This window comes from Mycobacterium sp. 3519A, assembly GCF_900240945.1.
Lineage (GTDB): Bacteria > Actinomycetota > Actinomycetes > Mycobacteriales > Mycobacteriaceae > Mycobacterium.
The window spans coordinates 1,468,014-1,492,035 of sequence record NZ_OESG01000013.1; the positions used below are offsets into that span (position 1 = coordinate 1,468,014).

The window sequence follows — 24,022 nt, forward strand, 5'->3', positions numbered from 1 at the left end:
TTCACATTCTCCCGCTTCTACTGTAAGACCTATAGTAAGCATTTCTAGCGATTCGGTTCAGAGGTAGGGATGGACCTGGGACTCGAGGACGCCGCCGCCGTCGTCGTCGGCGGTGGCCGGGGAATGGGGTTCGCGGCCGCGCGCTGCCTTGCCGAGGACGGCGCCCGGGTTGCCGTCGTCGGCCGGACCAAGGAGGTGCTTGACCGGGCCGCAACGGAATTGACCGCCTCTGGAAGTCCCGATGCGCTCGCGTTGGTGGCTGACGTCGGCGACGCCGAGCAGGTTCAGCGGGTGTTCGACGAGGTGAGCGCGCGCTGGGGCGGAGAACTCAATGCGCTGATCAACGCGGTCGGTCCAGGCGTCGTCGGCACCTTCGAAGACCTCACCGACGAACAGTGGCGGCAGGCGTTCGACGACGGCGTGCTGGGGATGGTGCACTGCGTGCGTTCGGCTTTGCCGCTGCTGCGCAAGGCGAAATGGGCTCGCATCGTCAACTTCTCCGCGCACTCGACGCAACGGCAGACCGTCACGCTGCCCGCCTATACGGCCGCAAAGGCGGCTGTCACAAGCATTTCCAAGAATTTGTCGCTGTCGCTGGCCAAGGACGAGATCATGGTCAACGTCGTATCGCCGGGCAGCATCGCGTCCGAGGCGCTGCGCGGATGGGCGGCATCGGTCGGCGTCGACGGTGACGATCCGTACGCCTTGATGGCCGCGATCGACAAGCACTTCGGGCACCCCGCGCACCTGCCCCGGGCCGGACAGCCCGAGGAGATCGGGCCCGTCGTCGCATTCCTCGCGTCCAGACGCAACTCGTACATGACCGGCGCCAACATCAACGTCGACGGCGGTAGCGACTTCACCTGAGGAGTGAAATATGGCGACTGCCAACCAAGCTCGTGATTGGGCGCATGCGACGTTGCGCGGAATCGGCAACAGCCTCTACACGCCGTTCTGCGGTGTCGACGGTGACGACATCGACTGGGACGCGTACCGGACCCTCGTGCGCTACTGCGTCGGCGAGCTTCGCCACCCGATGCTGTGGTGCACCAGCGGCATTGCCGAGTTCTGGTCGCTGACGCTTGGCGAACGAAAGCGTCTGCTGGAGGTCGCAATCGAGGAGGGTCGGGCTGCCGATCCCGCCGTAGTGGTGCAGGCCTGCACCGCCGCGATGTCGGCCAAGGATTGTTTGGAGTTGACTCTGCATGCCCAGGAGGCGGGCGCCGACATCGTCTACATCCAGACGCCGATGATGGAGGCTCACGGCGGCGAGGGCGTGCTGAAGTTCTTCCGCTACGTCGCCGACCGCACCGATATCGCCTTGGGCATGTTCAACTCTCCGTCGTCCGGATATGTGCTGACCCCGGCCGAAGGCGCGCGAATTTACGACGAAATCCCCGCCGTCTGCGCCACCAAGGAGGGCGCGTTCCGGCCCGCGAGTAGCCGGCTGCTGCATGAGCTCGCACCCAACCTGGTGATCTGGGAGTGCGATACCACGGTCTATCGCGCCGGCTGGCTGCGTGCCGGAATCGTCGGCCCGGCTCAACTGGGCACGGCCGGCTATCTGTACGAAACGCCGCGGCAACCAATCCTTTCCGAGTACTGGCAGATGGTCTGGGACGGCAGACTCGTAGAGGCGATGGACTACGGCCAGAAGTCCGGGCTCGATCAATTCGGTGTCGACATGCGGTCCTGGTTCACCTGCTATCCGGGCCGAGGAGATTACTTCACGCACTGGGGCGGCGCGTTCAAATACGCCGCGTCGCTGGTGGGGCTGCCGATCGGTGACTATCCGCATTCCAGGCCGCCGCAAGCGGAATTACCCGACGATGGGAAGACGCAGATCCGAACCGCTTACCAGCGCTACGGGCTGATCGCCTGACCGGTCGCTGAAAGGGTTACCGTTAGGTGTACAGTATCGAGATACATCCAGCTCAGCCGTTTCGGAGGAGGTTCGCCGGGTGAGCCTGCCCGACCCGGTCTTGTACGAGGTTCGCGACGCAGGCGTCGCGGTGCTCACGCTCAATCGGCCCGAGCGGACGAACGGCTGGGGCGGTGGCCTCGCTGCGATGTTCTACGAGCGTCTCGACGACGCCGAAGCCGACCCGGCGGTGCGCGCCATCGTGGTGACAGGCAGCGGTCGCGCCTTTTGCGCGGGTGCGGACATGGGCAGTCTCAACTCGATCGGCACTGCGACGGTGGAATCCGCCGGCGAAACCGATGTCAGCAAGTTGGTTGGTTCGCGGCACCCGCACCACCTGATGACCATGCGCAAACCCGTCGTCGCCGCGATCAACGGTGCCTGTGCAGGGATGGGCATGACGATCGCATTGGCATGCGATGTCCGGTTCGCAGCACAGGGGGCCAAGTTCACGACGTCGTTCGCGCGGCGCGGGTTGATCGCCGAGTACGGCATCTCGTGGATCCTGCCGCGGGTCATCGGCCGGGGCGCCGCACTGGACCTGCTGCTGAGCGGACGGGTCTTCCTCGCCGACGAGGCGGCGCAACTCGGCGTGGTCAACGAGGTGGTGCTGCCGGATGAGCTGGTGCCGCGCGCGATCGCGTACGCCGAGGACATCGCCGCGAACTGTGCGCCCAGTTCGCTAGCGGTGATCAAGCAACAGGTGTACGCAGACACCATGCGCGATGTCTTCGAGGCCAGCGACCGCGCCGAAAAGCTGATGCACTCCTCGATGCTTCGGCCTGACTTCATCGAGGGCATCACCAGCTTCTTCGAGAAGCGTCAGCCCAACTTCCCGCCGTTGAAGGAGACGACATGACGCTCGGCTATAAGGCGATCGACGTCGACAACCACTACTACGAGACGCTGGATTCCTGTACCCGGCATCTACCCAAGGAGTTCAAACGTCGCGGCGTGCAGATGGTGCAGGACGGCAAGCGCACCCTGGCGGTGATGGGCGAGAAGGTCAATCACTTCATCCCGAACCCGACATTCGACCCGATCATTGAACCCGGCTGCCTCGACTTGTTGTTCCGCGGCGAGATTCCCGAAGGCGTGGACCCGGCGTCGCTGATGAAGGTCGACCGGTTGGCCGATCACCCCGAGTACCAGAACCGCGATGCCCGCGTGAAGATCCTCGACAAGCAGAATCTCGAAACCGTGTTCATGCTGCCGACATTCGCGTGCGGTGTCGAGGAAGCGCTCAAACACGACGTCGACGCGACGACGGCCACGGTGCACGCGTTCAACCTCTGGCTCGACGAGGACTGGGGTTTCGACCGTCCGGACCATCGGATCATCTCCGCGCCGATCATCTCGCTCGCCGATCCCGACAAGGCCGTCGAGGAGGTCGAGTTCGTGCTCGGGCGGGGCGCCAGGATGGTGCTCGTGCGGCCGGCCCCGGTGCCCGGCGTGGTCAAGCCGCGTTCGTTGGGCGACCCGCTGCACGATCCGGTGTGGGCGCGGCTGGCCGAGGCGGGCGTTCCGGTCGGATTCCACCTGTCCGACAGTGGATATCTGGCGATCGCGGCGCTGTGGGGCGGCAAGTCGACCTTCGAAGGGTTCGGTAAGAAGGATCCGCTCGACCAGGTGCTGCTCGACGACCGCGCCATCCACGACACGATGGCCGCGATGATCGTCCATCAGGTGTTCACCAGGCACCCGAAGCTGAAGGTCGCCAGCATCGAGAACGGGTCCTACTTCGTCTACCGGTTGATCAAGCGGCTGAAGAAGGCCGCCAACACCGCGCCGTACCACTTCAAAGAGGACCCGGTCGAGCAGCTGCGCAACAATGTCTGGATCGCCCCGTATTACGAGGACGACGTGAAGTTGTTGGCCGACACCATCGGCGTCGACAAGATCCTGTTCGGTTCGGACTGGCCGCACGGTGAAGGGTTGGCCGACCCGATGTCCTTCACCGCGGACATCCCGCAGTTCCCGGAGTTCAGCGCGGAAGACACCCGGAAGGTGATGCGCGACAACGCCCTTGAGCTTCTCGGCGTCAAGGTCTCGGCCTAGTCTGCCCATGAGTGAGTGGACCATTGGCGCGGTACTGGACGCCATCGCGGAGACCGTTCCCGACCGGCTGATGACGGTCTGCGGCCAGCGGCGCAGCACGTTCGGCGAGTCGGCGGAGCGCACCCGTCGGCTGGCGAACTTCCTTGCCGCGCAGGGGTTTGGCGCCCACCGCGAGCGCTCGGAACTCGCGAACTGGGAATGCGGGCAGGACCGGGTTGCGCTCATCATGCACAACGATCTCTATCCCGACATGGTGATCGGCTGTCTGAAGGCCCGCACCGTCCCTGCCAACGTCAACTACAACTACACGCCGCGCGAGGTCGCCGAACTGCTGGACTATCTGCGGCCGCGCGCCGTCATCTATCACCGTTCGCTGGGCCCGAAGTTCGCCGACGTGCTGTCACCCGAGTCCGCGGAGCTGTTGATATCGGTCGACGACGGAAGTGGCGTCGCCGAACTGGCGGGTGCGACGACGCTGGAAGATGTGTTGGCTAACGGCGATTCGAACCAGGACATCACACCGTCGCCCGACGACGTGCTGATGGTGTGCACGGGTGGCACCACCGGACGACCCAAAGGCGTCATGTGGCGGCAGTGCGACAGCTACGTGGTGTCCATGAACGGCGCCGACCACGAATCCGTTGGCGAGATACACGACAAGGTGCGCCGCGGCGGGCAGCCGTGGTTCGCCGTTTCGCCGCTGATGCACGCGGCGGGTATGTGGACGGCGTTCGCGGCATTGCTGAACGGGCTACCGGTGGTGCTGTTTGACCAGACGAAATTCGACCCGCCCGCTGTGCTCGCGACCGCGCAGCGCGAGAAGGTCGCGATGATGACGATGGTCGGCGACGCGTATGCGGGGCCGCTGGTGGAGGAGCTGAGGCGGGGCTGCTACAACCTGTCGTCGATGTTCGCCATCGGCACTGGGGGAGCGGCGACGAACCCGAAATACCAACGGGCGCTGCTGGAATTGTTGCCGCAGATCACCCTGATCAACGGCTACGGATCATCGGAGACGGGAAACGTGGGCTTCGGCCGCAGTCAGCGGGGTGCGGAGAAGGACACCTTCGAGCTGCGCGACGGTGCGGTGGTGGTGTCCGAGGACTACAGCCGATTCCTGCAGCCCGGTGACGCGGAAATCGGCTATGTCGCGCGTGCGGGCCGCATCCCGCTCGGCTATTTCGACGACCAGGCCGCCACTGAGAAGACCTTCCCGATCGTCGAAGGACAGCGCGTCGTGATCTCGGGGGACCGCGGAGCGCTGACGACCGACGGCACGATGCGCCTGTTCGGCCGCGATTCGTTGATCGTCAACACCGGCGGGGAGAAGGTCTTCGTCGAGGAGGTCGAAGAGGTGCTGCGCGCACATCCCGCTGTGGCGGACGCGTTGGTGGTTGGCAGGCCCAGCGAACGGTGGGGCCAGGAAGTGGTCGCGGTGGTGGCGCTGCGCGACGCGGCAGACCACGCGCAGCTGCACGACCATTGCACCGCGCACCTCGCCCGGTTCAAGACCCCCAAGGAGTTCATCATCGTCGACCAGGTCCGTCGGCTCGGCAACGGCAAAGCCGACTACCGGTGGGCGAAAAGCACTGCGGCACAGAAAGCCATGGCATGACCCAGCGAGCCATCGACTGCCTCGTCAACGTGCATTTCGGTGAGACCGAGAAGCAGCCGACCTGGATGCTGAAGGTGCGCGACGACTACTTCAAGGGCCCGGAGTCGATGTTCGCACCCGTCGACATGGCCGAACTCATCGACGAGATGGATGAACAGGGTGTCGCGAAGGCTGTCCTGATGGACAACCTCGCCAAACCGTCGGTGACGGCGCGTAAGTTCGTCGAGGCGAAGCCGGACCGGTTCGCGTTGGCGATGGGCGGTGTCAACCTGCTGCGTCCGATACCGGCGCTTCGGGAACTCGCCGCGGTCGCCACCGATCTACCGGTCGTCTACGCCGTTGTCGGACCGAGCTTCTGGGCCGACGGGCAATATCCGCCCAGCGACGCGGTCTACTACCCGCTCTACACCAAGTGCGCCGAGATCGAACTGCCGTTGTGCGTCAACACCGGTATCCCGGGACCGCCGATCCCCGGCGAGGTGCAGAACCCGATCCACCTGGACCGGGTGTGCGTGCGGTTCCCTGAACTCAAGCTGTGCATGATTCACGGCGCAGATCCGTGGTGGGACATCGCGATCCGGCTGCTGATCAAGTATCAGAACCTGCGGCTGATGACGTCGGCGTGGTCGCCGAAGCGGCTACCCGAAAGCCTGCTGCACTACATGCGGACCCGCGGAGCCAACAAGGTGATCTACGCCTCGGACTGGCCGGTGCTCAAGATGCGTCGCGTCGTGCCCGAGGCGGTTGCGTTGGATCTGCCTGCTGAGGTGCTGGACAACTATCTGTACCGCAACGCGGACGAATTCTTCTTCGGTCGGACAAGGGAGCAGTGATGGACCGCTACGAACTCCGCAGAATCGACTACAGCCTCACGCCCGACCATGACGCGCTGCAGGCGGCGTACAAGGACTTCTTCAAGACGCACTGCCCGATCGAAACCGTCCGCGCCGCAGAGGAGTCCGGATTCGACAAGAGCCTGTGGGAACGGCTGTGCGCCATGGGCGCGACCACCATGGCGCTGCCGGAGGCCGTCGGCGGGGACGGGGCAACACTGGTCGACCTGACGCTGGTGGCCGAGGAGATCGGCCGCTCGCTGGCGCCGGTGCCGTGGATCGACCACGTGTGCGCGGCCCGGCTGTTGGCCCGCCTGGGCGCGCTGGAAGCCGACGTCGTCAACGGCAAGCAGCTGGCGGCGTTCGACCCGCAGCACGACAACGTGTCCGGGGTGCGGTTGCTTCCCACCGGTTCGATCGCCGACCACATCGTGGTGCGCGACGGCGAAGAGATCGTCCGGCTGACGTTCGGCACCCGGCCTGCCAAGGTCGACAACATCGGCCGCTTGCCGATGGCGTGGGTCGACCCGACCGCCGCCGACACCCGGACTGTGCTGGCCGGCGGCGCCGATGCGCTGGCGGAATATCAACGTGCACTGGACGAATGGCGGGTGCTCACCGCGGCGGCGCTGGTGGGTTTGGTCGAGGAGACGCTGAGCATCGCCGCCGAGTTCGCCAAGACCCGCTACACGCTCGGTGTTCCGATCTCGACCCTGCAGGGCATCTCGCACCCGCTGGCCAACATCGCGATCACCGTGCAGGGCGGCCGGAATCTGGCCCGTCGGGCGGCGTGGTTTTTGGACAACGAGCCTGACGAGCGGCCCGAACTCGCGCCATCGGCGTTCGTGTTCATGGCAGAGGAAGCATCGAAAGCCGCGACGATGTGTGTGCACGTCCAGGGTGGTCTCGGCGTGTCGGCGGAAGCGGCGGCGACGGCGTATCTGGTGCGCGCACGCGGATGGTCGTTGGCGGGCGGCGACCCAGGTGCAAGCGCGAAGTACATCGCGCAGATCGTCTCCGCTCGGGAAAGCAGGTAAGGGGCGCAATGGATTTCTCACGGGTTCAGCTGTCCGCCGACGACCAGGCCTTCCTCGAAGAGGCGCGCGATTTCCTGCGCACGCACGTGACCGAAGACGTCATCCGGCGCGACCGCGAGACGGGCGACAACTTCGACGAGGGCGTGCACCTCACACTCGGCGCCGCTGGGTATCTGGTCAAAGAGTGGAAGCCGGAGTCCGAGGGCGGCTTCAACCGTGTCCGCCGCCGCATCTGGGAACTGGAGAAACGCCGCGCGCACGTGCCATGGGTGACGTCAGGCACCACCGCGATGATCGCGAGATCGGTGGAGAAGTTCGGCTCACCGGAACTGAAGGCCGAGGTGATGCCCGGCGTGTTCAGCGGACACATCCGGCTGTGCCTCGGCTACACCGAGCCCGAAGGCGGTTCGGACGTCGCGACATGCAAGACCCGCGCGGTGCGCGACGGCGACAGCTGGATTATCAATGGTGCCAAGATGTTCACCACCGGCGCGCACAACTGCCAGTACGTGTTCCTGATCACCAACACCGACCCCGACGCGCCAAAGCACAAGAGCCTGACCATGTTTCTGGTCCCGCTCGACTCGCCAGGCGTCGAGATCCAGGGCATCCGGACGGTGGACGGCGACCGCACCAACATCGTCTACTACAGCGACGTCCGCGTCGACGACAAGTACCGGTTGGGTGAGGTCAACGACGGTTGGACGGTGGTGCGTGAACCGCTCAATGTCGAACACGGTGCGGTCGATGCCGCTCCGGACGGGCTCCAAGACGTGTCGATCATGATGCATCAGGCCGGTTTCATGGCGGCGGCAGTCGACAAGGCCGCGGCCAAGGTCGTCGAACCCGATCCCAACGGCCGCCGCCTGATCGACGACGCATCGGTGGCATATCGACTGGGCCGCAGCGTGGCCCGGATGGAAGCGTCGCTGTCGGCGTCGTCCATCTTCGGCCGGGTGGCGCTGGCGCAGACGATGCGCGACATCTCGCCGGACCTGATGGACATTCTGGGGACCGCGGCGTCGCTGCCCGTCGGCACCGATGGTGCCGCGGACGACGGGGCGGCGGAATACGTCTACCGATTCGCACCGCTGGTTGGCATCTACGGCGGCACCCTCGAGGTGTTCCGGAACATGATCGCGCAGTATGTGCTGGGGCTGGGCAAGCCGGCCTACGCACCGCCCGCGCAGAAGGTTTCGTAGAGCGAGCAGTCGCAAAATGTTCGAAATCGTCGGCGTGTCGGTGCATTTTGCGTCTGCTCGCGGGATCAAGTCGTCAGGATAGTCGCCGCGGCGGTGCCGGGCGCGCCGTACAACTGGGTGAATCCGACCTTCGGGTCACCGGGCACCTGGCGATCGCCCGCCTCGCCGCGCAGTTGCCGGACGATCTCGTGGATCTGCCGCAGCCCCGACGCGCCGATGGGTTCACCGTTGGCGATCAGCCCGCCGTCGGTGTTGACGGGCATCGCGCCGTGGATCTCGGTGGCGCCGTCGGCAAGCAGCTTCTCCTGTTCGCCGTCGGCGCAGAAGCCGCACTCGGCCATGTGGATGATCTCGGCGCCCGCATCGGTGTCCTGCAGTTGGATGACGTCGACGTCTTCGGGTGCGACGCCGGCCTTTTCAAACGCGGCCTTGGCCGCGTACACCGTCGGCGACACGTCTTCGTCGACGGGTGCGAACGTCGTGTTCACCTCGTAGGCACCGTATCGGCGGGTGCGGACCTCGACGGCTCGCAGGTATACCGGCTTCGCGGTGTAACGGCACGCGATGTCGGCCCGGCACATGACCACCGCGGCGGCGCCTTCGTCGGGCGCGCAGAACATGTACTGCGTGAGCGGATAGTTCAGCATCGTCGAGTTGAGGATGTCGTCCTCGGCGATGGGCTTGCGCCGGAATGCGTTCGGATTGAGCGCGCCGTTGCGGAAGTTCTTCGCAGCGACCTTGGCGAGGGTCTGCTGCGAGATGCCGTGATCGTTGAGATATCGGTTGGCCTTCATGCCGAAGAACTGTGTGGTGAGGTACTGGCCGTTCTCGGCGTACCAGCGGGGCATGCCGACCAGGGCCGGATCTTCGGTGAACGCGCCGCGGGGGTGCTTGTCGAGGCCGACGGCGATGCCGATGTCGTAGTCGCCCAACCGGATTCCGTCGGCGCACGCCTTGGCGGCGCTGGCCGCGGTGGCGCATGCGTTGAACACATTGGTGAAGGGGATGCCGGTCAACCCGACCATGCCGACGATCGCATCAGGGTTGGCGACCGTCCAACTGCCGCCGGTGGCGAACTGGATGTCGCTCCACTGCACACCGGCATCCGCGACGGCGGCGAAGATTGCGTCGACCCCCATCTGCATCGCCGACTTGCCCCCGAAGCGACCGAACGGGTGCAGGCCGACGCCGATGATGGCCACGTCGTTCATGCGAGTCCTTCCTCAGAGCCGCTGGAGACGTCAACTGTAACCATTACAGTATCAAGTCTGCGGATCGATGAGACTCCGGAGCCGCTCGGCGGGGAAGACGCACGCGCCTGCCTGTTGTACGCGGGCCGCCAGCGTGCGATCGGAAGTGGCGACGCAGACCTGTTCGGGATGGGCGTCGGCGCACACCAGTCGGACGATCTCGTCATCAGCCGAGTTCGGCGCGGGCCGTGGCGCGTGCCGAACTGCGACCACCGACGATTCGATCGGTGGCGACGGCGGCTGCTCGAACACCACGGTCACGTCGGCATGTTCGGTGGCCGCCCATTGCTCGAGCCGTTCCACCAGAGTCGCCATCGCGCGGCGGCGGTCTCGCCACCATCCGTCGGGCCGCGACCCGATCACGTTCATGCCGTCGACGATCCACCGCACTCACCCAGGCTAGGCCGCCTGACTGCCCGCGAACGTTCCTTACCGCTCGAAAAATCGTCGATTTTTGGAGCGGTAAGGAACGTTCGGCGAAAACTAGGCAATGGCGCCGGAGTTTTTGAGCTCCTCGATCCGGTCCCAGTCCATGCCCAGATCCATCAACACCAACTCGGTGTGCTCCGACGCCTGGGGAGCGCGCGTCGTCTCGAGCGGTTCGTGGTTGAACTGCACAGGCCCGCGAACGACCTTGAACGGTTTCCCGCCGTCACCCGCTTCGACTTCGACGATCATGTCGTTGGCGATCGCCTGCTCGTCGGTGGCGAGGTCGAGGAAGCTCTGGAACGGCGCCCACTGCCCCTTCATCGTCTTCAGGTGCTGACGCCAGTACTCGAACGGTTTGCTTCGGATCTGCTCGGCAATGAGTTCGACTGCAGCAGCGGCGTTCTCGATCAACGGAAGCACGTCGGAGAACCGCGGATCGTCGGCGAGTTCTCCAAGCCCGAGATGTTCGAACGCATCACGGATATAGCCGGTCGGGCTGACGATGCACAGGTTGATCGTGCCGCCGTCCGACGTCAGATAGTTGGCCATGAACGGGTTCACCGTCGGACCCGTCGCGCCCGGCATCACCGAGCGCATCGTCTCGCCGGTCTCCATGCCCTGGGTCATGCTGGCGCCGCCGGCCCACCAGGCAGTGCTCAACAGCGAAACGTCCAGTTCGACCGCCTCGCCGGTGCGGTCCCGGTGAAACAGCGCCGCTGAGATCCCGCCCGCGATGAACATGCCGCCGATCGAGTCGCCGAACGCTGGAATGCCTTGTGACAGCGCGCCTCCCAGCTCCTCGGGCGTCAACGCGTGGCCGACGCCGCTACGTGTCCAGAACGCGGTGCCGTCGAACCCTCCGGTGTCGCGTTCGGGCCCCTTGTCGCCGTATGCGCTGCCGCGGGCGTAGATGATGTTCGGATTCACCGCGCGGATGTGTTCGACGTCGAACTTGTTCTTCTGCCGCTGGGCGGGCATGTAGTTGGTCAGGAACACATCGGCGGTCTTGGCGATTTCGTAGAGCACCTCCTGACCGCCTGGCGTCGAGACGTCGATCCCGACGCTGCGCTTACCGCGATTGGGGTGCTCGATCAGCGGATGCCGATTCGGATCCAGTTGGAAGCCGCCCATGTTGATGAACCCGCGCTGGGTGTCGCCGCGCACCGGATGCTCCACTTTGATGACGTCTGCGCCCCAGTCGGCCAGGATCGCACCCGCCGCAGGGACGAACGTGAACTGCGCGACTTCGAGGACCCGCACGCCCTCCATCACCTTGATCAAGTGAAGCCTCTCCCTGGTCGTTGAAGTAACCTACTGTAATGGTTACAGTTGATCGTCCCGCGGGCTCCGATTGTACGAGGTGACAGGGTGAGCACCACCGAGAATCGAGTAGAACGGACCGAGACCAGCGTCGAGGTGGGCGCCCGTGCCGCGACGCGCGCGGAGTCGAGAATGCTGATCGACGGCGAACTGGTGCCCGCCGCCGCAGGCGAAGAGTTCGACAATCTCAGCCCCGCGACAGGACGGCTGCTCGGGCGCACCAGCGCCGCTGGACCGCACGATATGAACCGCGCCGTTGCCGCGGCGCGACGTGCCTTCGACGACACCGACTGGTCGACCAACCGCGCACTGCGTAAGCGCTGTCTGCAGCAACTGCAGAGCGCCATCGAAGCGGACAGGGAGGTTCTTCGGGAGGAACTGATCGCCGAGGTCGGCTGTCCGGTCATGACCACCCAATCCGCGCAACTGGATTGGCCGTTGGCCGAGGCTTTGCGCTATCCCGGCCGGCTGATCGACGAGTTCGAATGGGAGCGCAGGCTCGACGGCGGTGGGCTGTTCGGCGAGCGGAACGTGCGCACCGTCGTCAAGGAACCGGTGGGTGTCGTCGCCGCGATCACGCCGTCGAATTTCCCGATCGAGGTCATCCTCAACAAACTCGGCCCCGCGCTGGCCGCGGGGAATACGGTTGTGCTCAAGCCGGACCCGAACACACCGTGGAACGCCACCCGCCTCGGGCGTCTCATCGCCGAGTGCACCGATGTCCCGGCAGGCGTCGTCAACGTCGTGCCGACACCGTCGAACGAGGTGGCTGCGGCACTCGGCACCGACCCTCGTGTCGACATGGTCTCGTTCACCGGTTCGACTGCGGTCGGCAAATCACTGATGCGCCAGGGCGCCGACACGATGAAGCGGATGTTCCTCGAACTCGGCGGGAAGTCGGTGGCGATCGTCCTCGACGACGCGAACCCGGCGGCGATCCTTGGCGCGGCGATCGGCGTGTGCGTCCACGCCGGGCAAGCATGTGCGGCGACCACCAGGATGCTCGTGCACCGGTCGCTGTATGACGAGGCCGTCGCGACCATCACCGCCGCATACGCGGCCGTGCCCGTCGGCGACCCGCTGCAACCGGAAACACTTGTGGGACCGGTGATCAGCGCAGCCCAGCAGGACCGTGTGCTCACCGCGATCGACAACGCGCGCCGCGACGGCGCCGAGATAGCCGTCGGCGGTCGAGAGGTCACCGACCTGCCGGCACACCTGCGAGACGGTCACTTCGTGGCGCCGACCGTGATCGTCGGTGTGCCCAACGGCGCGGCGATCGCACAGGAAGAGGTCTTCGGCCCGGTGCTCATCGTGATGCCGTTCGACGACGACGAGGAAGCGGTGCGCATCGCCAACGACAGCCCGTACGGCCTTGCAGGCGCTGTGATGTCGCGGTCAACAGAGCGTGGGATGAGCATCGCGCGCCGTGTCCGCACCGGGTCGTTCGGCGTCAACGGCGGCATGTTCTACGGCGCTGACGCGCCATTCGGCGGCTACAAGAACAGCGGTGTCGGTCGGCAGTGCGGAATCGAGGGTTTCCAGCAGTATCTCGAGACCAAGACCATCGGTTGCCGAACGCCTCGAAAGGGTTAGGCCGCAACGTCGAACGTCACCGGGATCGCCGTCGGCGACCGGAACGGATGCCCCCATATCTGCGGGTCGTCATCGCCTGCCAAGCGGATGTCCGACAGTCGGGTCAGCAAGCCCTCCAACGCCACCCTGGTCTCCATCCGAGCCAGGTGCAGGCCCATGCAGGTGTGCTCACCGGCTGCAAAGGAGATGTGCGGCAGCCGCTTTCGGAAGATGTCGAAATCCTCCGACCGCTCCCATCGGCGTTCGTCCCGGTTCGCTGATCCGATCGCGACGTCGATCACCGCGCCTTTGGGTATGCGCACCCCCTCGACTTCGGTTTCCTCCGCGGCGTACCGCTGTACCACCGTCAACGGCGTCTCGTAGCGCAGCCCCTCTTCGATTGCGGGCGCGATCAACCCGTGGTCGGCCTGCACGGCGCGGAACTGCTCGGGATGGGTGAGCAACAAGAACAGCAGGTTGCCCGACGAGCGATAGGTGGTCTCGAGGCCCGCGGGCAGCAGCAGCCGCAAGAACGAGTAGATGGCCTCGTCGCTGAGCTTCTCGCCGTCGATCTCGGCGGTGACCAGATCACCGATGATGTCGTCCGTCGGTTTGGAGCGGCGCAACTCGATCTGTTGGAGGAAGTAGTCTTTCAGCGCCGCGGACGCCTCGAAGGCACGCTTGTACTTGACGGTGTAGCTGATCAATTCGACCGCGCGTTTACGGAACCAGGGCAGGTCTTCTTCCGGCAGGCCGAGCAGCTTCGAGATCACCCTGGTGGGGAACTCCATGGTGAAGTCGCGGACCAGGTCCGCCGCACCGGCCTCGATGAACTCGTCGATCAGTTGATGGACGACGGGCCGGACGATCTCGGGTTCCCAGCGCAGCAGTGACTTCGACTTGAAGGCCGCGGACACCAGATTGCGGTGCTGCCAATGCGTTTTGCCTTCCATCGCGAGGATGGTGGGGCCGATGAAAAGGCCGATGGTGCTGTCGTAGATGTGGGAGTTGAACACCTTGCCGTCGCGGAAGACGCGGTTGACGGCATCGAAGGACATCGCCGCGTACAGCTGCTCGGGCATCATGGACTCCGGCGTCTTGGACCAGTCCATCACGCTGCCCTTGAACACGCCGGGTCCGTGCCGCCTCTCGGCGAACAGCGGGTACGGGTCACGAAGCAGATCGAACGTCTCGTCGTGCACCGGGCTTTCCACCGCTGATCTCCCGCGTCATCGAACGGACAGGCGTCCAGCTGATAATACTGTAAAGCTTACAGTATTGCGATCAGAAGCGGGAGCGAGCGGTCAGGCGTCGCCGCTGACGGCCTGCTCGCGCGCCCACCTGTAGTCGGCCTTACCCGCGGGACTGCGCTCGATGACAGGCCGGAACACCACGGCTTTCGGCAGTTTGTACCGAGCGATGGAAGCCGACGCATGCTCGATCAGCTCCTCGGCCGTCGCGCTGGCGCCGTCGACCAGCGCGACGATCGCGACCACCTCCTGGCCCCACCGCTCGCTGGGCCTGCCTGAGACGACAACGTCGGCGACCGAAGGATGCGACAGCAGCGCGGACTCGACCTCTTCGACGAAGATCTTCTCGCCGCCCGAATTGATGGTCTGCGATTCCCTGCCCAGCAGTTCGATGCCGCCCTCGGTCAGGTGGCGGGCACGGTCGCCGGGTATCGAGTAACGCACTCCGTCGATGACCGGAAAGGTCTTGGCCGTCTTGGCCGCATCGCCCTTGTAACCGAGCGGGACGAACCCGCGCTGAGCCAGCCAGCCGATGCCGTCATGACCCGGTTCGAGAATGGCGTCGAGGTTCTCCGCCGCCACCTTGGTGTCAGGCCCTGCGTTGAACTTGCCCGTGGACACCGCGCCCGGTGTGGACATGTGGCTCATCTGGATGCCGGTCTCCGAGGAGCCGACACCGTCCATCACGATCAGGCCCGGTTTGACGTCGATGAGTCGCTGTTTGGCGGTGGGCGTCAGCAGCGCACCGCCGTTGGCGACCACCGCCAGCGACGACACGTCGGCCGAACCGCGTTCGATCGCGTCAGCGAGTGGCCGGGCCATCGCGTCGCCGACCACCTGCACCGTCATGACCTGCTCGCGCTCGACAGTTCGGACCACCTCCTCGGCGTCGAAACGTTCTGGGGCAGAGGAAAAGACGACCGTCTGGCCCGTGGTGAGCGCGGTCATGACGGCCCACTGTGCGGCACCGTGCATGAGTGGCGGAAGAGTGAAGATCTTGGTGCCGGGGTTGCCCGCGACGCGGGCGGCGATGTCGTCGTAGGATCCCGCCACGTCACCCGTGTACATGTTCCGGCCGCCGAACGACGTCATGAAGATGTCGTGCTGACGCCACAGCACACCCTTCGGCATCCCCGTCGTGCCACCGGTATACAGCACGTACAGGTCGTCGGGGGAGGGCTCGACCGGCGGCAGCTTGACCGGTCCGGACGCCACGATCGACTCGTAATCCACTGCGCCGTGCACCAAGTCGTTGCCGGAGTCGTCCGCGATCTGGATGAGCACTCGCAGGCGGGGCAGGTTGGGAAGGACATCGGCGACCCGCGGTGCGAACGCCGCGTGATACAGCAGCGCGGTGGCACCCGAGTCGGCGAGCAGATAATGCAGTTCGTTCTTGACGTACCGGTAGTTGACGTTGAACGGGGCCACCCTGGCCCGCCATGAGCCGAGCATCCCCTCGACGTACTGCGGCCCGTTGTAGGCGTAGATGCCCAACAGATCCTGGCCGACCTCGTGGCCCGCGAGTTCCGAGCGCTCGGTGTGACAGCCCAGCCCGCGGGAGTGCAGGTAGGCCGCGAGGCGGTTGGAGCGTTCGACGATCTGCGCGAAGGTGTACCGGCGATCGCCTTGAATGATGAACTCCCGATCGCCGATCGCTGCGGCCACCGCGTCGGCGGCGGCCGGGACGGTGAATTGCGTCGTGGACTCAGACATCGTGCCTCTCAGGGCTGGTGCGGGAGCAGTTTGATCATCAGGCCGTTGGCCTCGGATAGTACGTTGCCCGCCGAGTCGGTCATCGCCGCCCTGACGACCAGCTTGCGGCCCTCTGCGCGCTCGATCCACGCCCGAGACGACAACACCTCGTCAGTGGGGGTTACCCGCCGGTAGTCGACGTGCAGGAATGCGGTTCGGCTGTCGGGTCGCCCGGCGGCGGAAACCACCATGCCGAAATGCCAGTCGTAGAAGAGCGGGATGACCCCGCCGTGCACTGCGCCGTTGCCGCCGACGTGGAAGCGGGTGAAGTGCCCGCGCATGGTGACCTCGTCGGGGCTCGACTCGACGACCTGCCACGGCGGCATGAGCGGATGTCCGTTGCCGGGAAGGTTGGTGGCCCGTCCCGCGGGTGCGACGCCCTCGGGTGCGCGGTGCTTCTCGAGTCGGGCGCAGACATCTTCGATTCGGCCCGCCGCGTCATTCCACACCGACCTGTCGGGATCCGTGGCTACCGCGATGTCTTGCAGTCGGCGCATCGCCGCCATGAACCGGTCCATTTCCGGTGTCGCCAGCAGCGGTGTGACTTTTGCGAATTCGCGGATGCCGTCCTCGGTATCGGTCATGTCCACGCCTCGATGAGGTCGTCGGTGGTGGTGAGGGTGGCGAGCAGCGACAGCGTGTTGTCGATGATCGATGTCGCGTACTCGGTGGGGATTCCCGCGACCGCATCGCGTGGTACGACGACGCGGTAAGCGAGGTTCACCGCGTCCATGACGAGATTCGTGATCGCGATGTTGACCGAGACGCCGACGGCGACGATCGTCGAGACGCCCAGATTGCGCAGCGTCGCGTCCAGGTCCGTGCCGCCCATCGGACCGATGCCGTGGGACCGCCGCAACACCACATCGGTTGGCGCAGGGCCGAGTTCGGGCAACAGGGCGGCACCGGGACTGCCCGGCGCGATGTCGACACCGCTTCCGATGGTGAAGATCTTCGCGTTGTGATTGGCGCCCAGTCCGTCGGGCCGCCGCCGCACCAGGCAGTGCACGATCTTCACGCCTGCGTCGCGGGCGGCGGGCAACATGCGTGCGATGTTGGGCACGGCTTCCCGACGCGCTTCCTGCGCAAGCACCGCAAGCCCGGCGTCGGGGCCGACTACCGCGCCTTGACATTCCTGCGTGACGATCGCGGTGTGTGCCGGCGCCGCGATCTCGGCGAGATTCTTCGTCATGCGGTGGCGGGAACTTCGTAGAACTGTGTGGCCCACTTGCGCATGGCCATATACGGTTTCGCGTCGACTATGGACAGGGCGGGGTGCTCGACGTACTCCTGATGACGCCAGATGTTGAGGTCATCCCATACGGTGCCCATGAACTGGCGCTCGACCTGTGCGCGCACCGGATCGGGCGGCACCTCCGACGTGTCGCCGGGCAGCCGTGGCCACCAGATCGAATAGAACATGTCGGAGAACCCGTCTTCGACGGGCGTGCAGGCGAAGATCAGACGATGGTTCGACGAGCCCTCGAAAGCGCTGATCGCGAAGCCGAGGCCGGAGAAGTGACTGTGGATGTAGAGCGCCATCTTGCCCGGATCGTCGCTGCGCACGTCGGGCCAGCCGGTCAGGAATCGCCATTCCTCGTCGACCGCTTCCCACTCGAGACACACCGGCGTCACCGTCGCGCCGTGCACGTAGTGGAAATGCGCGCTGTCGGGGCCGTTTTCGGCGACGATCTGTGGGTGCACCGGTTCGCGCTCCGCGCGGCTGGAAAACTCCGGATACGGGCGGTAGTACGCGTCGGGGTCCGTCGGGAACTGCGGGAACTTCGCGAACAGATCGGGCATGTCCCACCGCGGTTCGGCCCCGTCCGGGTGATGCCAGACGAACACACAGCCGTACTGCTCGACGAGCGGATACACCCGAAGTCGCAGCGCCTTGTTCGGCCGGTCCGGCTGATAGGGGATGTACCGGTTGGTGCCGTCGGGTCCCCACCGCCAGCCGTGGAAGGGGCACTCCACGCAGTCACCGACCACCTTGCCGCCATGGCCGATGTGCGCGCCGAGGTGCCGGCAATGACCGGATAGCACGTGCAGTTCGCCGGACTCGTCGCGATAGGCGACCAGGTCCGCACCGAAGTACCGAAGCGGCCGCACGTCGCCGACACCGAACTCCGCCGACCAGCCGACCATGAACCAGCCGGTTACCTTCCAGGTAAAGGGGACTTTCACGGGCGGCCGCCTCTGGGTTCCGTCGGATACTAAATTGATTACAGTATAGATTTCCGCACGGGGCAAGCAGGGCGGGCGGTGGGTGGGCCCCACCGTGGCCGCGACGGGTCCGTCGTGAAACAGGCTGCCGGTCAGCAAAATTGGACGCACCACTTGATTTTCGCCCGACCTACGGTAGCGTAGGTTACGCAGTCGTAGGTAAGTGACGGAGAGTCTCGATGACGACAACGCAAGCAGCATTGCTCACTGAGCTGGAACCAGTGGTAGAGGCCAATCTGAATCGCCACCTGGAGAAGGCGAAGCCCTGGAATCCGCACGATTACATCCCGTGGAGTCGCGGGCGCGATTTCGCGCTACTGGGTGGGCAGGACTGGACGCCTGACGATTCCCAACTCGACGAGGTTGCCAAGGCCGCGATGCTCGTGAACCTGCTGACCGAAGACAATCTGCCGTCCTATCACCGCGAGATCGCGGTGCGCTTTGGGCGCGACGGCGCCTGGGGGCAGTGGGTCGGTCAGTGGACGGCCGAAGAGGGCCGCCACAGCATCGCGATCCGCGACTATCTCGTCGTCACCCGAGGTGTCGACCCGGTGGCCCTCGAGCACGGTCGCATGGTGCACACGGCCGCCGGTTACGACTCGGGTGACAAATCACCGATCGAGGCGCTGGCTTATGTGTCCTTCCAGGAACTGGCGACGCGAATCAGCCACCGCAACACCGGCCGGGCGTCTGGGTGTCCGATCGCCGAACAACTTCTCACGCGCATCGCGACCGACGAGAACCTGCACATGGTGTTCTACCGGAACCTGGTGAACGCCGCGCTCGACATCGCACCGAACGTGACGATGAAGGCGATCGCTCGCGAAGTGATCAACTTCCAGATGCCGGGCAGCACCATGCCGGGCTTCGCGGAGAACGCGTTGGTGATTGCGAAAGCGGGGATCTACGACCTGCGTGCACATCTGGACGATGTCGTGCGCCCCGTGTTGCGCTTCTGGCGGGTGTTCGATCGCGAGGATCTCGACGGCGAAGGCGCTCGCGCCCGGGACGAACTGGCGGCGTTCCTCGATCTCGTCGAGGAGAAGGCCGCTTACTACGACCGGCGTCGCGAGGATCGACTGGTCGCCTCGGCGGGGTAGCTCGGCACCCTGCTGCGGTCGGACACTGTGTCCCGGTTGGCATTCCCGGTGGACCTGTTAGTGAGCGACCCCTCGGCGCCACCGGCGCGTTTTCTGCGCGGGCTCAGCGCGGAAGCCGGCCGCCGATCGTGCGGGTGACCTGCTCGGCATAGCCGACCAGCAGGTCGATCCACGCCTCGCATTGCGATTGCGGCATGCGCACCGTCGGCCCGCTGATCGTGATGGCGCCGAGAATGTCTGCCGCCGCGTCGAAGACCGGGGCGGACAGACCGGACGCCGAATCCTCGCGCTCGCCTGCCGTGATCGCATAGCCGTCGGCCTTGGCCTGCGCGATCAACTTCTGCAACTCATCGGGACTGGTGACCGTCCCATCGGTCATCGGTTCGAGCGGGGCGGCCAGAATCTTGTCGGCCAGATCGGGATTCCAGGCCAGCAAAATCCGGGATGCCGATCCGACGTGCAGCGGAATGACCTTGCCCACGTACATGTCCCGGCGCAGCGCATGACGCGTTTCGGCCACCGCGACGCATACCCTGAAGTTCTGTTCGACCTTGAAGAAGCAGGCGGTCTCACCGGTCTTGTCCCGGATCTCCTTGAGCACAGGGTTGACCACCGCCAGCACGTCGAGGTCCTTCAACGCGGTGGCGGCCCAGTACGACATCCGCACACCGATCCTGATCCGATCACCTGTCCTGTCGAGCAGACCCTGCGCGACCATGTTGCTGACCAGGCGCTGGACGGTCGAGGTGGGCAGGCCGGTCGCCTGCTGGATCTCGCCGAGCGACATATCGGGATGGGTCAGCGAGAAGGCATCGAGGATCTCGGTGATCTTGCCGAGCACCAGCAGTGGTTGCTGCTTGGTCGACGCGGCGTCTTCGGTTGCCATGACGAGAATCTACCCGCGGTCGATGACCCATTCGAACGCCTTGGCCTTGGAACGCGCGCCCTGCGCGGTCCGCGACCGGTTCGGTTCGCCGAGTTCGGCGAGCAGTTTGTCGGAGATGTCCACGATGGACGCCAGCGTGGCAGGCGTGAACCAGTCCGGGCGGATCGCGAACAGCAGGTCTTCGCTGCTGGTGTTGCCGCTGGCGCCGGGTGCGAACGGGCAACCGCCGAGACCGCCGAGAGAACCGTCGACCATGGTGGCGCCTGCATCGATCGCGGCGAGCGTGTTCGCCACGCCGAGACCCCAGGTGTCATGCCCGTGAAAGACGATGCGGCGCTGCGGAGTCCATGCCTTGAGCGTCGCGATCAGATCAGTGACCTGCGTGGGGATGGCCTGCCCGACGGTGTCGCACACGACGGTGTCGTCCGCCCCCGCGGTGCGCGGGTCAGCGGCAATGCCGATCACTCGTTCGGGACTGATCAGGCCCTCGAACGGGCACGTGAACGCCGTCGCGATACACAACTGGATGCTGCCGCCGACCTCCCTGGCGATCCGCACGGCATCGGGCATCGCCGCGACGCTGTCCTCGGTGCTGCGCCCGATGTTGGCCTTGTTGTGAGAGTCCGACGCGGAAAAGCAGTACTGGAAGTTCCGCGCGCCGGCGGCCGCCGCCTTCTCCACGTGCCGCGGCGTCGCCACCCAGATCCAACAACGTTCGAGTTCGTCGGCGGTCAGTGCCGCGACGACGTCGAGCGTATCGGCAAGCGGCGGAACGAGGTCCGGTCGCGCCATCGACCCGATCTCGAGCGCGGGAACTCCGAGCGCCAGCAACTCGCGGACGATCTCCACCTTGCGCTCGGTGGGGAGCTTTTTCGCGGTCAGTTGCAGTCCGTCGCGCAATGTCACGTCGCGCAGTTCGGCGCGCGGGGTGTATGGACGTGGTGTCATGTCAGCGCTCCTATCTCGTCGTCGCTGAGGCCGAGCACCGAGGAGAGCACCTCACGGGTGTGCTCGCCGAGGTCGGGTCCGACGTTGCGGATCGGCAGCGACGCGCCACCGATCACGGGGACGATGCCGGGAAAGCCGACCGACTTGGGCTGTGCCTCGCCGGTGTCGACGTCGAAGTGCTGGATCATGTTTCGCGCCTCGTACTGTTCGTCGGCGCAGATGTCGGCGGCGGTGTAGATGGGTCCGGACGGCACCCCCGCCTCGTCGAGCAGCTTGAGGGCTTCGTCGCGGCCGTGCCGGCCGGTCCACTGCCCGATCGCGGCGTCGAGTTCGTCCCGGCGGCGCCAGCGCCCCGCATTGGTCTGCAGGTCGGGATCGTCGGCGAGGTCGGGCCTTCCGATGGTATGCATGTAGCGCTGGAATATCGCGTCGCCGTTGCCTGCCACGATGATGTTGGTGCCGTCGGCGCAGGGGTAGGCGTTACTGGGCGCAATACCCTCCATCCGCCCGCCGACGCGTTCGCGTGTGACGCCGTAGGCGAGGTAGTCGGGAACCAGCGATTCCATCACCGAGAGCACGGACTCGTTCAACGCGACGTCGATGATGCGTTGTGGGAGTGGGGCTTTGACGCGTTCACGCTGAAACAGCGCCATCACGGTGCCGAAGGCGGCGTAGATGCCTGCGATCGAGTCGCCGATGGACACCCCGGTACGCACCGGAGGCCGGTCCGGGTCGCCGACGAGTTCCCGCAGCCCGCCGAAGGCTTCGGCCACCGCGGCGAACCCCGGCCTTTCCGCTAACGGACCGGTCTGGCCGAACGCGGAGATGCGGGTGATCACCAGGTCGGGGTTGACGCGATCGAGTTGCTCGGGGCCGAGCCCCCACTTTTCCAGCGTGCCCGGACGAAAGTTCTCCAGCAGCACGTCGCAGTGCCGGATGAGGTCGAGCACGAGCTTCCTGCCGTGCTCGGTCTTGAGGTCCAGCACGACGGACTTCTTGTTGCGGTTGATGGTGCGGTAGAGCATCGAAGTGTTGCCCGAGTACAGCCTCCAGTTGCGCAACTCGTCGCCGGTCAGCGGGCGCTCCACCTTGATGACCTCGGCGCCGAAATCGGCCAGCATCCGGCCCGCGGTCGGGGCGGCGATGTAGTTGCCGAGCTCGAGCACCCGCACGCCGGCGAGTGGGCGAATGTCGTTGGTGTTCAATATGTTCCTCGATCAGGGTCAGAACAGGACGCTCATCGGCAGGATGAGCAGGATGGCCACGACGGAGGCGACCGATACGCCGACCGTGACGGTTTTCAGCGCACCGCGAGTCGACTGCCCCAACAGGGATTGCAGAAGCCAGAACGTATTGCTGGTGACGTGCACCGCGAACAGCGATCCGGCGCCCGCGGCCAGGGCGATCAATACCGGATCCAGCCCGATGATCGGAGCGACCGGTGCCAGGATGCCCGCGGAGGTGATCGCCGAGATCGTCACGGAACCCACCGCGACGTGCAGTGCGGCCGCGATCACCCAGACCACAAGCAGCGGTGCGGCGGTGCTGGCGGTGAAGTATTCGCCGAGGATGTCGCCGAGTCCGGCGGCTTTGATGGTGGCGGCCAGCGAGCCACCGACGCCGGTGAGAATCAGGATCTGCCCGCTCTCTTTGAATCCGGTGGCGATCGCGCGCTGAATGGGTTCGGTGCCAAGGACATAACGGCCGACGAAGCTGGTGCCGATCAGTCCGATCAGCAGCGCGATGACAGGGGAGGAGAGGAACTTGACGATCGGATTGTGAACGTCGGCGGCGTCGAGAATCGCGCCGGTGGCGATCAGCACCAGCGAGGTCAGCATCGGGGCGAACAGCACGATCAGCGGTGTCTGGGTCCGGGTGACCGTCGCAGTTGTGGTGGCGACTCCACCGCCTGCATCCGATGTGCTTGTGTCGTCGTCAATTTCGTTGTGCCCTGCTTCTTCACCGAGGAACTCTTGTTCGTCGCGCTCCGGGTTCCACCAGCCGTGGTTGAACAGGAAGGACATGATCGCCACCGAGATCGCGACGGTGGGGATGACCAGGAGCACGCCGAACAGCAGGTACTTGCCCAGTGGCACCCCGAGCAGGCCCGCCAGAGCAAGGGCGCCGACACCGGGAACTGTCAACACGATTCCGCATTCCAGGCCGATGGCCATCGCGGTCGCCATGCGGGCGGTGCCGTTCTTGCCGATCTTCTTCGCGAGGCTACGTCCCAGCGGTGCCGAAATGACAAGCAACACATCGAGAAAGATCGACTGGAGCAAGGTGGCGATCGTCAGTGACATCGCGTAGGGCATGCGGTTGGCACCGAAGATCTTCAACAGTGTCTGCACCAAACGCTGGATCGCGCCGGTCTGTTGCAGTATGGCGCCCATCAGCACGCCGAACGCAATCAGCAGGCCGACTTCGGCCATGATGTCGCCGAACCCCGTCATGATGGCGTCGATGGTCTTGTCCACGCCGAGACCGGCGGCCAGGCCGAGATATGCGGAGCCAACCACCAACGACACGACCGGGTTGAACTTGAATCGCACGATCATGACGACGACCGCGATGATCGCGACCGCGGTGTTGATGACGACGGCGGTATGTGACATGGGTA

At 65.4% G+C, this 24,022-nt stretch carries 22 protein-coding genes; 10 read left to right on the forward strand and 12 right to left on the reverse strand.

Annotation, left to right across the window (positions count from 1 at the left end):
• The first annotated feature begins 69 nt into the window (after positions 1-69).
• The 8 genes from C1A30_RS14965 (at position 70) to C1A30_RS15000 (ending at position 8,666) form a co-directional block, all read left to right on the forward strand.
• Positions 70-867 (forward strand): SDR family NAD(P)-dependent oxidoreductase, encoded by a 798-nt coding sequence (locus C1A30_RS14965; protein WP_101949033.1) that lies wholly within the window; start codon positions 70-72, stop codon positions 865-867.
• Between the two features lie 10 nt (positions 868-877).
• Positions 878-1,882 (forward strand): dihydrodipicolinate synthase family protein, encoded by a 1,005-nt coding sequence (locus tag C1A30_RS14970; protein ID WP_101949034.1) that lies wholly within the window; start codon positions 878-880, stop codon positions 1,880-1,882.
• A gap of 79 nt (positions 1,883-1,961) precedes the next feature.
• On the forward strand, positions 1,962-2,780 hold the full coding sequence (locus tag C1A30_RS14975; RefSeq protein WP_101949035.1) for an enoyl-CoA hydratase: 819 nt from the start codon (positions 1,962-1,964) through the stop codon (positions 2,778-2,780).
• Positions 2,777-3,979 carry an amidohydrolase family protein gene (locus C1A30_RS14980; RefSeq protein ID WP_101949036.1) on the forward strand — a complete coding sequence of 401 codons (1,203 nt, stop codon included), beginning with the start codon at positions 2,777-2,779 and terminating at the stop codon, positions 3,977-3,979. The genes C1A30_RS14975 and C1A30_RS14980 overlap by 4 nt, the downstream gene beginning before the upstream one ends.
• Positions 3,980-3,986: 7 nt before the next feature.
• On the forward strand, positions 3,987-5,594 hold the full coding sequence (locus C1A30_RS14985) for an acyl-CoA synthetase (RefSeq protein ID WP_101949037.1): 1,608 nt from the start codon (positions 3,987-3,989) through the stop codon (positions 5,592-5,594).
• Positions 5,591-6,427 carry an amidohydrolase family protein gene (locus tag C1A30_RS14990; protein ID WP_101949038.1) on the forward strand — a complete coding sequence of 279 codons (837 nt, stop codon included), beginning with the start codon at positions 5,591-5,593 and terminating at the stop codon, positions 6,425-6,427. The genes C1A30_RS14985 and C1A30_RS14990 overlap by 4 nt, the downstream gene beginning before the upstream one ends.
• Positions 6,427-7,464 (forward strand): acyl-CoA dehydrogenase family protein, encoded by a 1,038-nt coding sequence (locus C1A30_RS14995; protein ID WP_101949039.1) that lies wholly within the window; start codon positions 6,427-6,429, stop codon positions 7,462-7,464. The genes C1A30_RS14990 and C1A30_RS14995 overlap by 1 nt, the downstream gene beginning before the upstream one ends.
• Positions 7,465-7,472: 8 nt before the next feature.
• Positions 7,473-8,666, forward strand: a complete 1,194-nt coding sequence (locus C1A30_RS15000; protein ID WP_101949040.1) for an acyl-CoA dehydrogenase family protein — start codon at positions 7,473-7,475, stop codon at positions 8,664-8,666.
• Between the two features lie 65 nt (positions 8,667-8,731).
• Here the strand turns inward: C1A30_RS15000 and C1A30_RS15005 are convergent, their stop codons facing one another.
• The 3 genes from C1A30_RS15005 to C1A30_RS15015 form a co-directional block, all read right to left on the reverse strand.
• The gene (locus C1A30_RS15005; RefSeq protein ID WP_101949041.1) at positions 8,732-9,877 is read right to left on the reverse strand and encodes a thiolase family protein; all 1,146 of its coding nucleotides are present in this window, start codon (positions 9,875-9,877) and stop codon (positions 8,732-8,734) included.
• A 51-nt stretch (positions 9,878-9,928) separates the two neighbouring features.
• Positions 9,929-10,306, reverse strand: coding sequence for an NYN domain-containing protein (locus C1A30_RS15010; RefSeq protein ID WP_101949042.1), 378 nt, complete (start codon positions 10,304-10,306; stop codon positions 9,929-9,931).
• Between the two features lie 93 nt (positions 10,307-10,399).
• Positions 10,400-11,614, reverse strand: coding sequence for a CaiB/BaiF CoA-transferase family protein (locus tag C1A30_RS15015; protein ID WP_101950213.1), 1,215 nt, complete (start codon positions 11,612-11,614; stop codon positions 10,400-10,402).
• 183 nt (positions 11,615-11,797) lie between these two features.
• On the opposite strand from C1A30_RS15015, the gene C1A30_RS15020 reads away from it, so the two are divergent.
• On the forward strand, positions 11,798-13,261 hold the full coding sequence (locus C1A30_RS15020; protein WP_369974162.1) for an aldehyde dehydrogenase family protein: 1,464 nt from the start codon (positions 11,798-11,800) through the stop codon (positions 13,259-13,261).
• On the opposite strand, the gene C1A30_RS15025 is transcribed toward C1A30_RS15020, so the two are convergent.
• The 5 genes from C1A30_RS15025 to C1A30_RS15045 form a co-directional block, all read right to left on the reverse strand.
• Positions 13,258-14,454 (reverse strand): cytochrome P450, encoded by a 1,197-nt coding sequence (locus C1A30_RS15025; protein WP_101949044.1) that lies wholly within the window; start codon positions 14,452-14,454, stop codon positions 13,258-13,260. The two genes, C1A30_RS15020 and C1A30_RS15025, sit on opposite strands and share 4 nt — an antisense overlap.
• Before the next feature lie 90 nt (positions 14,455-14,544).
• Positions 14,545-16,203, reverse strand: coding sequence for an acyl-CoA synthetase (locus C1A30_RS15030; protein WP_101949045.1), 1,659 nt, complete (start codon positions 16,201-16,203; stop codon positions 14,545-14,547).
• An 8-nt stretch (positions 16,204-16,211) separates the two neighbouring features.
• Positions 16,212-16,826 (reverse strand): PaaI family thioesterase, encoded by a 615-nt coding sequence (locus C1A30_RS15035; RefSeq protein WP_101950214.1) that lies wholly within the window; start codon positions 16,824-16,826, stop codon positions 16,212-16,214.
• The gene (locus C1A30_RS15040; protein WP_101949046.1) at positions 16,823-17,434 is read right to left on the reverse strand and encodes a cysteine hydrolase; all 612 of its coding nucleotides are present in this window, start codon (positions 17,432-17,434) and stop codon (positions 16,823-16,825) included. The genes C1A30_RS15035 and C1A30_RS15040 overlap by 4 nt, the downstream gene beginning before the upstream one ends.
• Positions 17,431-18,429, reverse strand: a complete 999-nt coding sequence (locus C1A30_RS15045) for a Rieske 2Fe-2S domain-containing protein (protein ID WP_101949047.1) — start codon at positions 18,427-18,429, stop codon at positions 17,431-17,433. Before C1A30_RS15045 ends, C1A30_RS15040 begins: the two co-directional genes overlap by 4 nt.
• 218 nt (positions 18,430-18,647) lie before the next feature.
• Here C1A30_RS15045 and C1A30_RS15050 point away from each other — a divergent pair, with 218 nt between their 5' ends.
• Positions 18,648-19,568, forward strand: coding sequence for an acyl-ACP desaturase (locus tag C1A30_RS15050; RefSeq protein WP_101949048.1), 921 nt, complete (start codon positions 18,648-18,650; stop codon positions 19,566-19,568).
• 103 nt (positions 19,569-19,671) lie between these two features.
• Here C1A30_RS15050 and C1A30_RS15055 read toward each other — a convergent pair whose 3' ends face one another.
• Genes C1A30_RS15055 through C1A30_RS15070 form a run of 4 tightly spaced genes read right to left on the reverse strand, consistent with a single transcriptional unit; the run spans position 19,672 to position 24,017 of the window.
• On the reverse strand, positions 19,672-20,454 hold the full coding sequence (locus C1A30_RS15055; RefSeq protein ID WP_101949049.1) for an IclR family transcriptional regulator: 783 nt from the start codon (positions 20,452-20,454) through the stop codon (positions 19,672-19,674).
• Between the two features lie 9 nt (positions 20,455-20,463).
• Complete coding sequence (locus tag C1A30_RS15060; RefSeq protein WP_101949050.1) at positions 20,464-21,402, reverse strand: hydroxymethylglutaryl-CoA lyase; 939 nt, start codon at positions 21,400-21,402, stop codon at positions 20,464-20,466.
• Entirely contained in the window at positions 21,399-22,610 is a 1,212-nt protein-coding gene (locus C1A30_RS15065) for a CaiB/BaiF CoA-transferase family protein (RefSeq protein ID WP_101949051.1), read from the reverse strand. The genes C1A30_RS15060 and C1A30_RS15065 overlap by 4 nt, the downstream gene beginning before the upstream one ends.
• 15 nt (positions 22,611-22,625) lie before the next feature.
• Positions 22,626-24,017 (reverse strand): GntP family permease, encoded by a 1,392-nt coding sequence (locus tag C1A30_RS15070; RefSeq protein ID WP_101949052.1) that lies wholly within the window; start codon positions 24,015-24,017, stop codon positions 22,626-22,628.
• Positions 24,018-24,022 lie beyond the last annotated feature (5 nt).

Excerpts from the sequence above, each read along its gene's own strand:
- C1A30_RS14990 (WP_101949038.1), top strand. The coding sequence starts at position 5,591 with ATGACCCAGCGAGCCATCGACTGCCTCGTCAACGTGCATTTCGGTGAG.
- C1A30_RS15050 (WP_101949048.1), top strand. The coding sequence starts at position 18,648 with ATGACGACAACGCAAGCAGCATTGCTCACTGAGCTGGAACCAGTGGTA.
- C1A30_RS14970 (WP_101949034.1), top strand. The coding sequence starts at position 878 with ATGGCGACTGCCAACCAAGCTCGTGATTGGGCGCATGCGACGTTGCGC.
- C1A30_RS15030 (WP_101949045.1), bottom strand. The coding sequence starts at position 16,203 with ATGTCTGAGTCCACGACGCAATTCACCGTCCCGGCCGCCGCCGACGCG.
- C1A30_RS14995 (WP_101949039.1), top strand. The coding sequence starts at position 6,427 with ATGGACCGCTACGAACTCCGCAGAATCGACTACAGCCTCACGCCCGAC.
- C1A30_RS14965 (WP_101949033.1), top strand. The coding sequence starts at position 70 with ATGGACCTGGGACTCGAGGACGCCGCCGCCGTCGTCGTCGGCGGTGGC.
- C1A30_RS15000 (WP_101949040.1), top strand. The coding sequence starts at position 7,473 with ATGGATTTCTCACGGGTTCAGCTGTCCGCCGACGACCAGGCCTTCCTC.
- C1A30_RS15040 (WP_101949046.1), bottom strand. The coding sequence starts at position 17,434 with ATGACGAAGAATCTCGCCGAGATCGCGGCGCCGGCACACACCGCGATC.
- C1A30_RS14980 (WP_101949036.1), top strand. The coding sequence starts at position 2,777 with ATGACGCTCGGCTATAAGGCGATCGACGTCGACAACCACTACTACGAG.
- C1A30_RS15060 (WP_101949050.1), bottom strand. The coding sequence starts at position 21,402 with ATGACACCACGTCCATACACCCCGCGCGCCGAACTGCGCGACGTGACA.
- C1A30_RS14985 (WP_101949037.1), top strand. The coding sequence starts at position 3,987 with ATGAGTGAGTGGACCATTGGCGCGGTACTGGACGCCATCGCGGAGACC.
- C1A30_RS15015 (WP_101950213.1), bottom strand. The coding sequence starts at position 11,614 with ATGGAGGGCGTGCGGGTCCTCGAAGTCGCGCAGTTCACGTTCGTCCCT.
- C1A30_RS15070 (WP_101949052.1), bottom strand. The coding sequence starts at position 24,017 with ATGTCACATACCGCCGTCGTCATCAACACCGCGGTCGCGATCATCGCG.
- C1A30_RS15055 (WP_101949049.1), bottom strand. The coding sequence starts at position 20,454 with ATGGCAACCGAAGACGCCGCGTCGACCAAGCAGCAACCACTGCTGGTG.
- C1A30_RS15020 (WP_369974162.1), top strand. The coding sequence starts at position 11,798 with ATGCTGATCGACGGCGAACTGGTGCCCGCCGCCGCAGGCGAAGAGTTC.
- C1A30_RS15005 (WP_101949041.1), bottom strand. The coding sequence starts at position 9,877 with ATGAACGACGTGGCCATCATCGGCGTCGGCCTGCACCCGTTCGGTCGC.
- C1A30_RS15035 (WP_101950214.1), bottom strand. The coding sequence starts at position 16,826 with ATGACCGATACCGAGGACGGCATCCGCGAATTCGCAAAAGTCACACCG.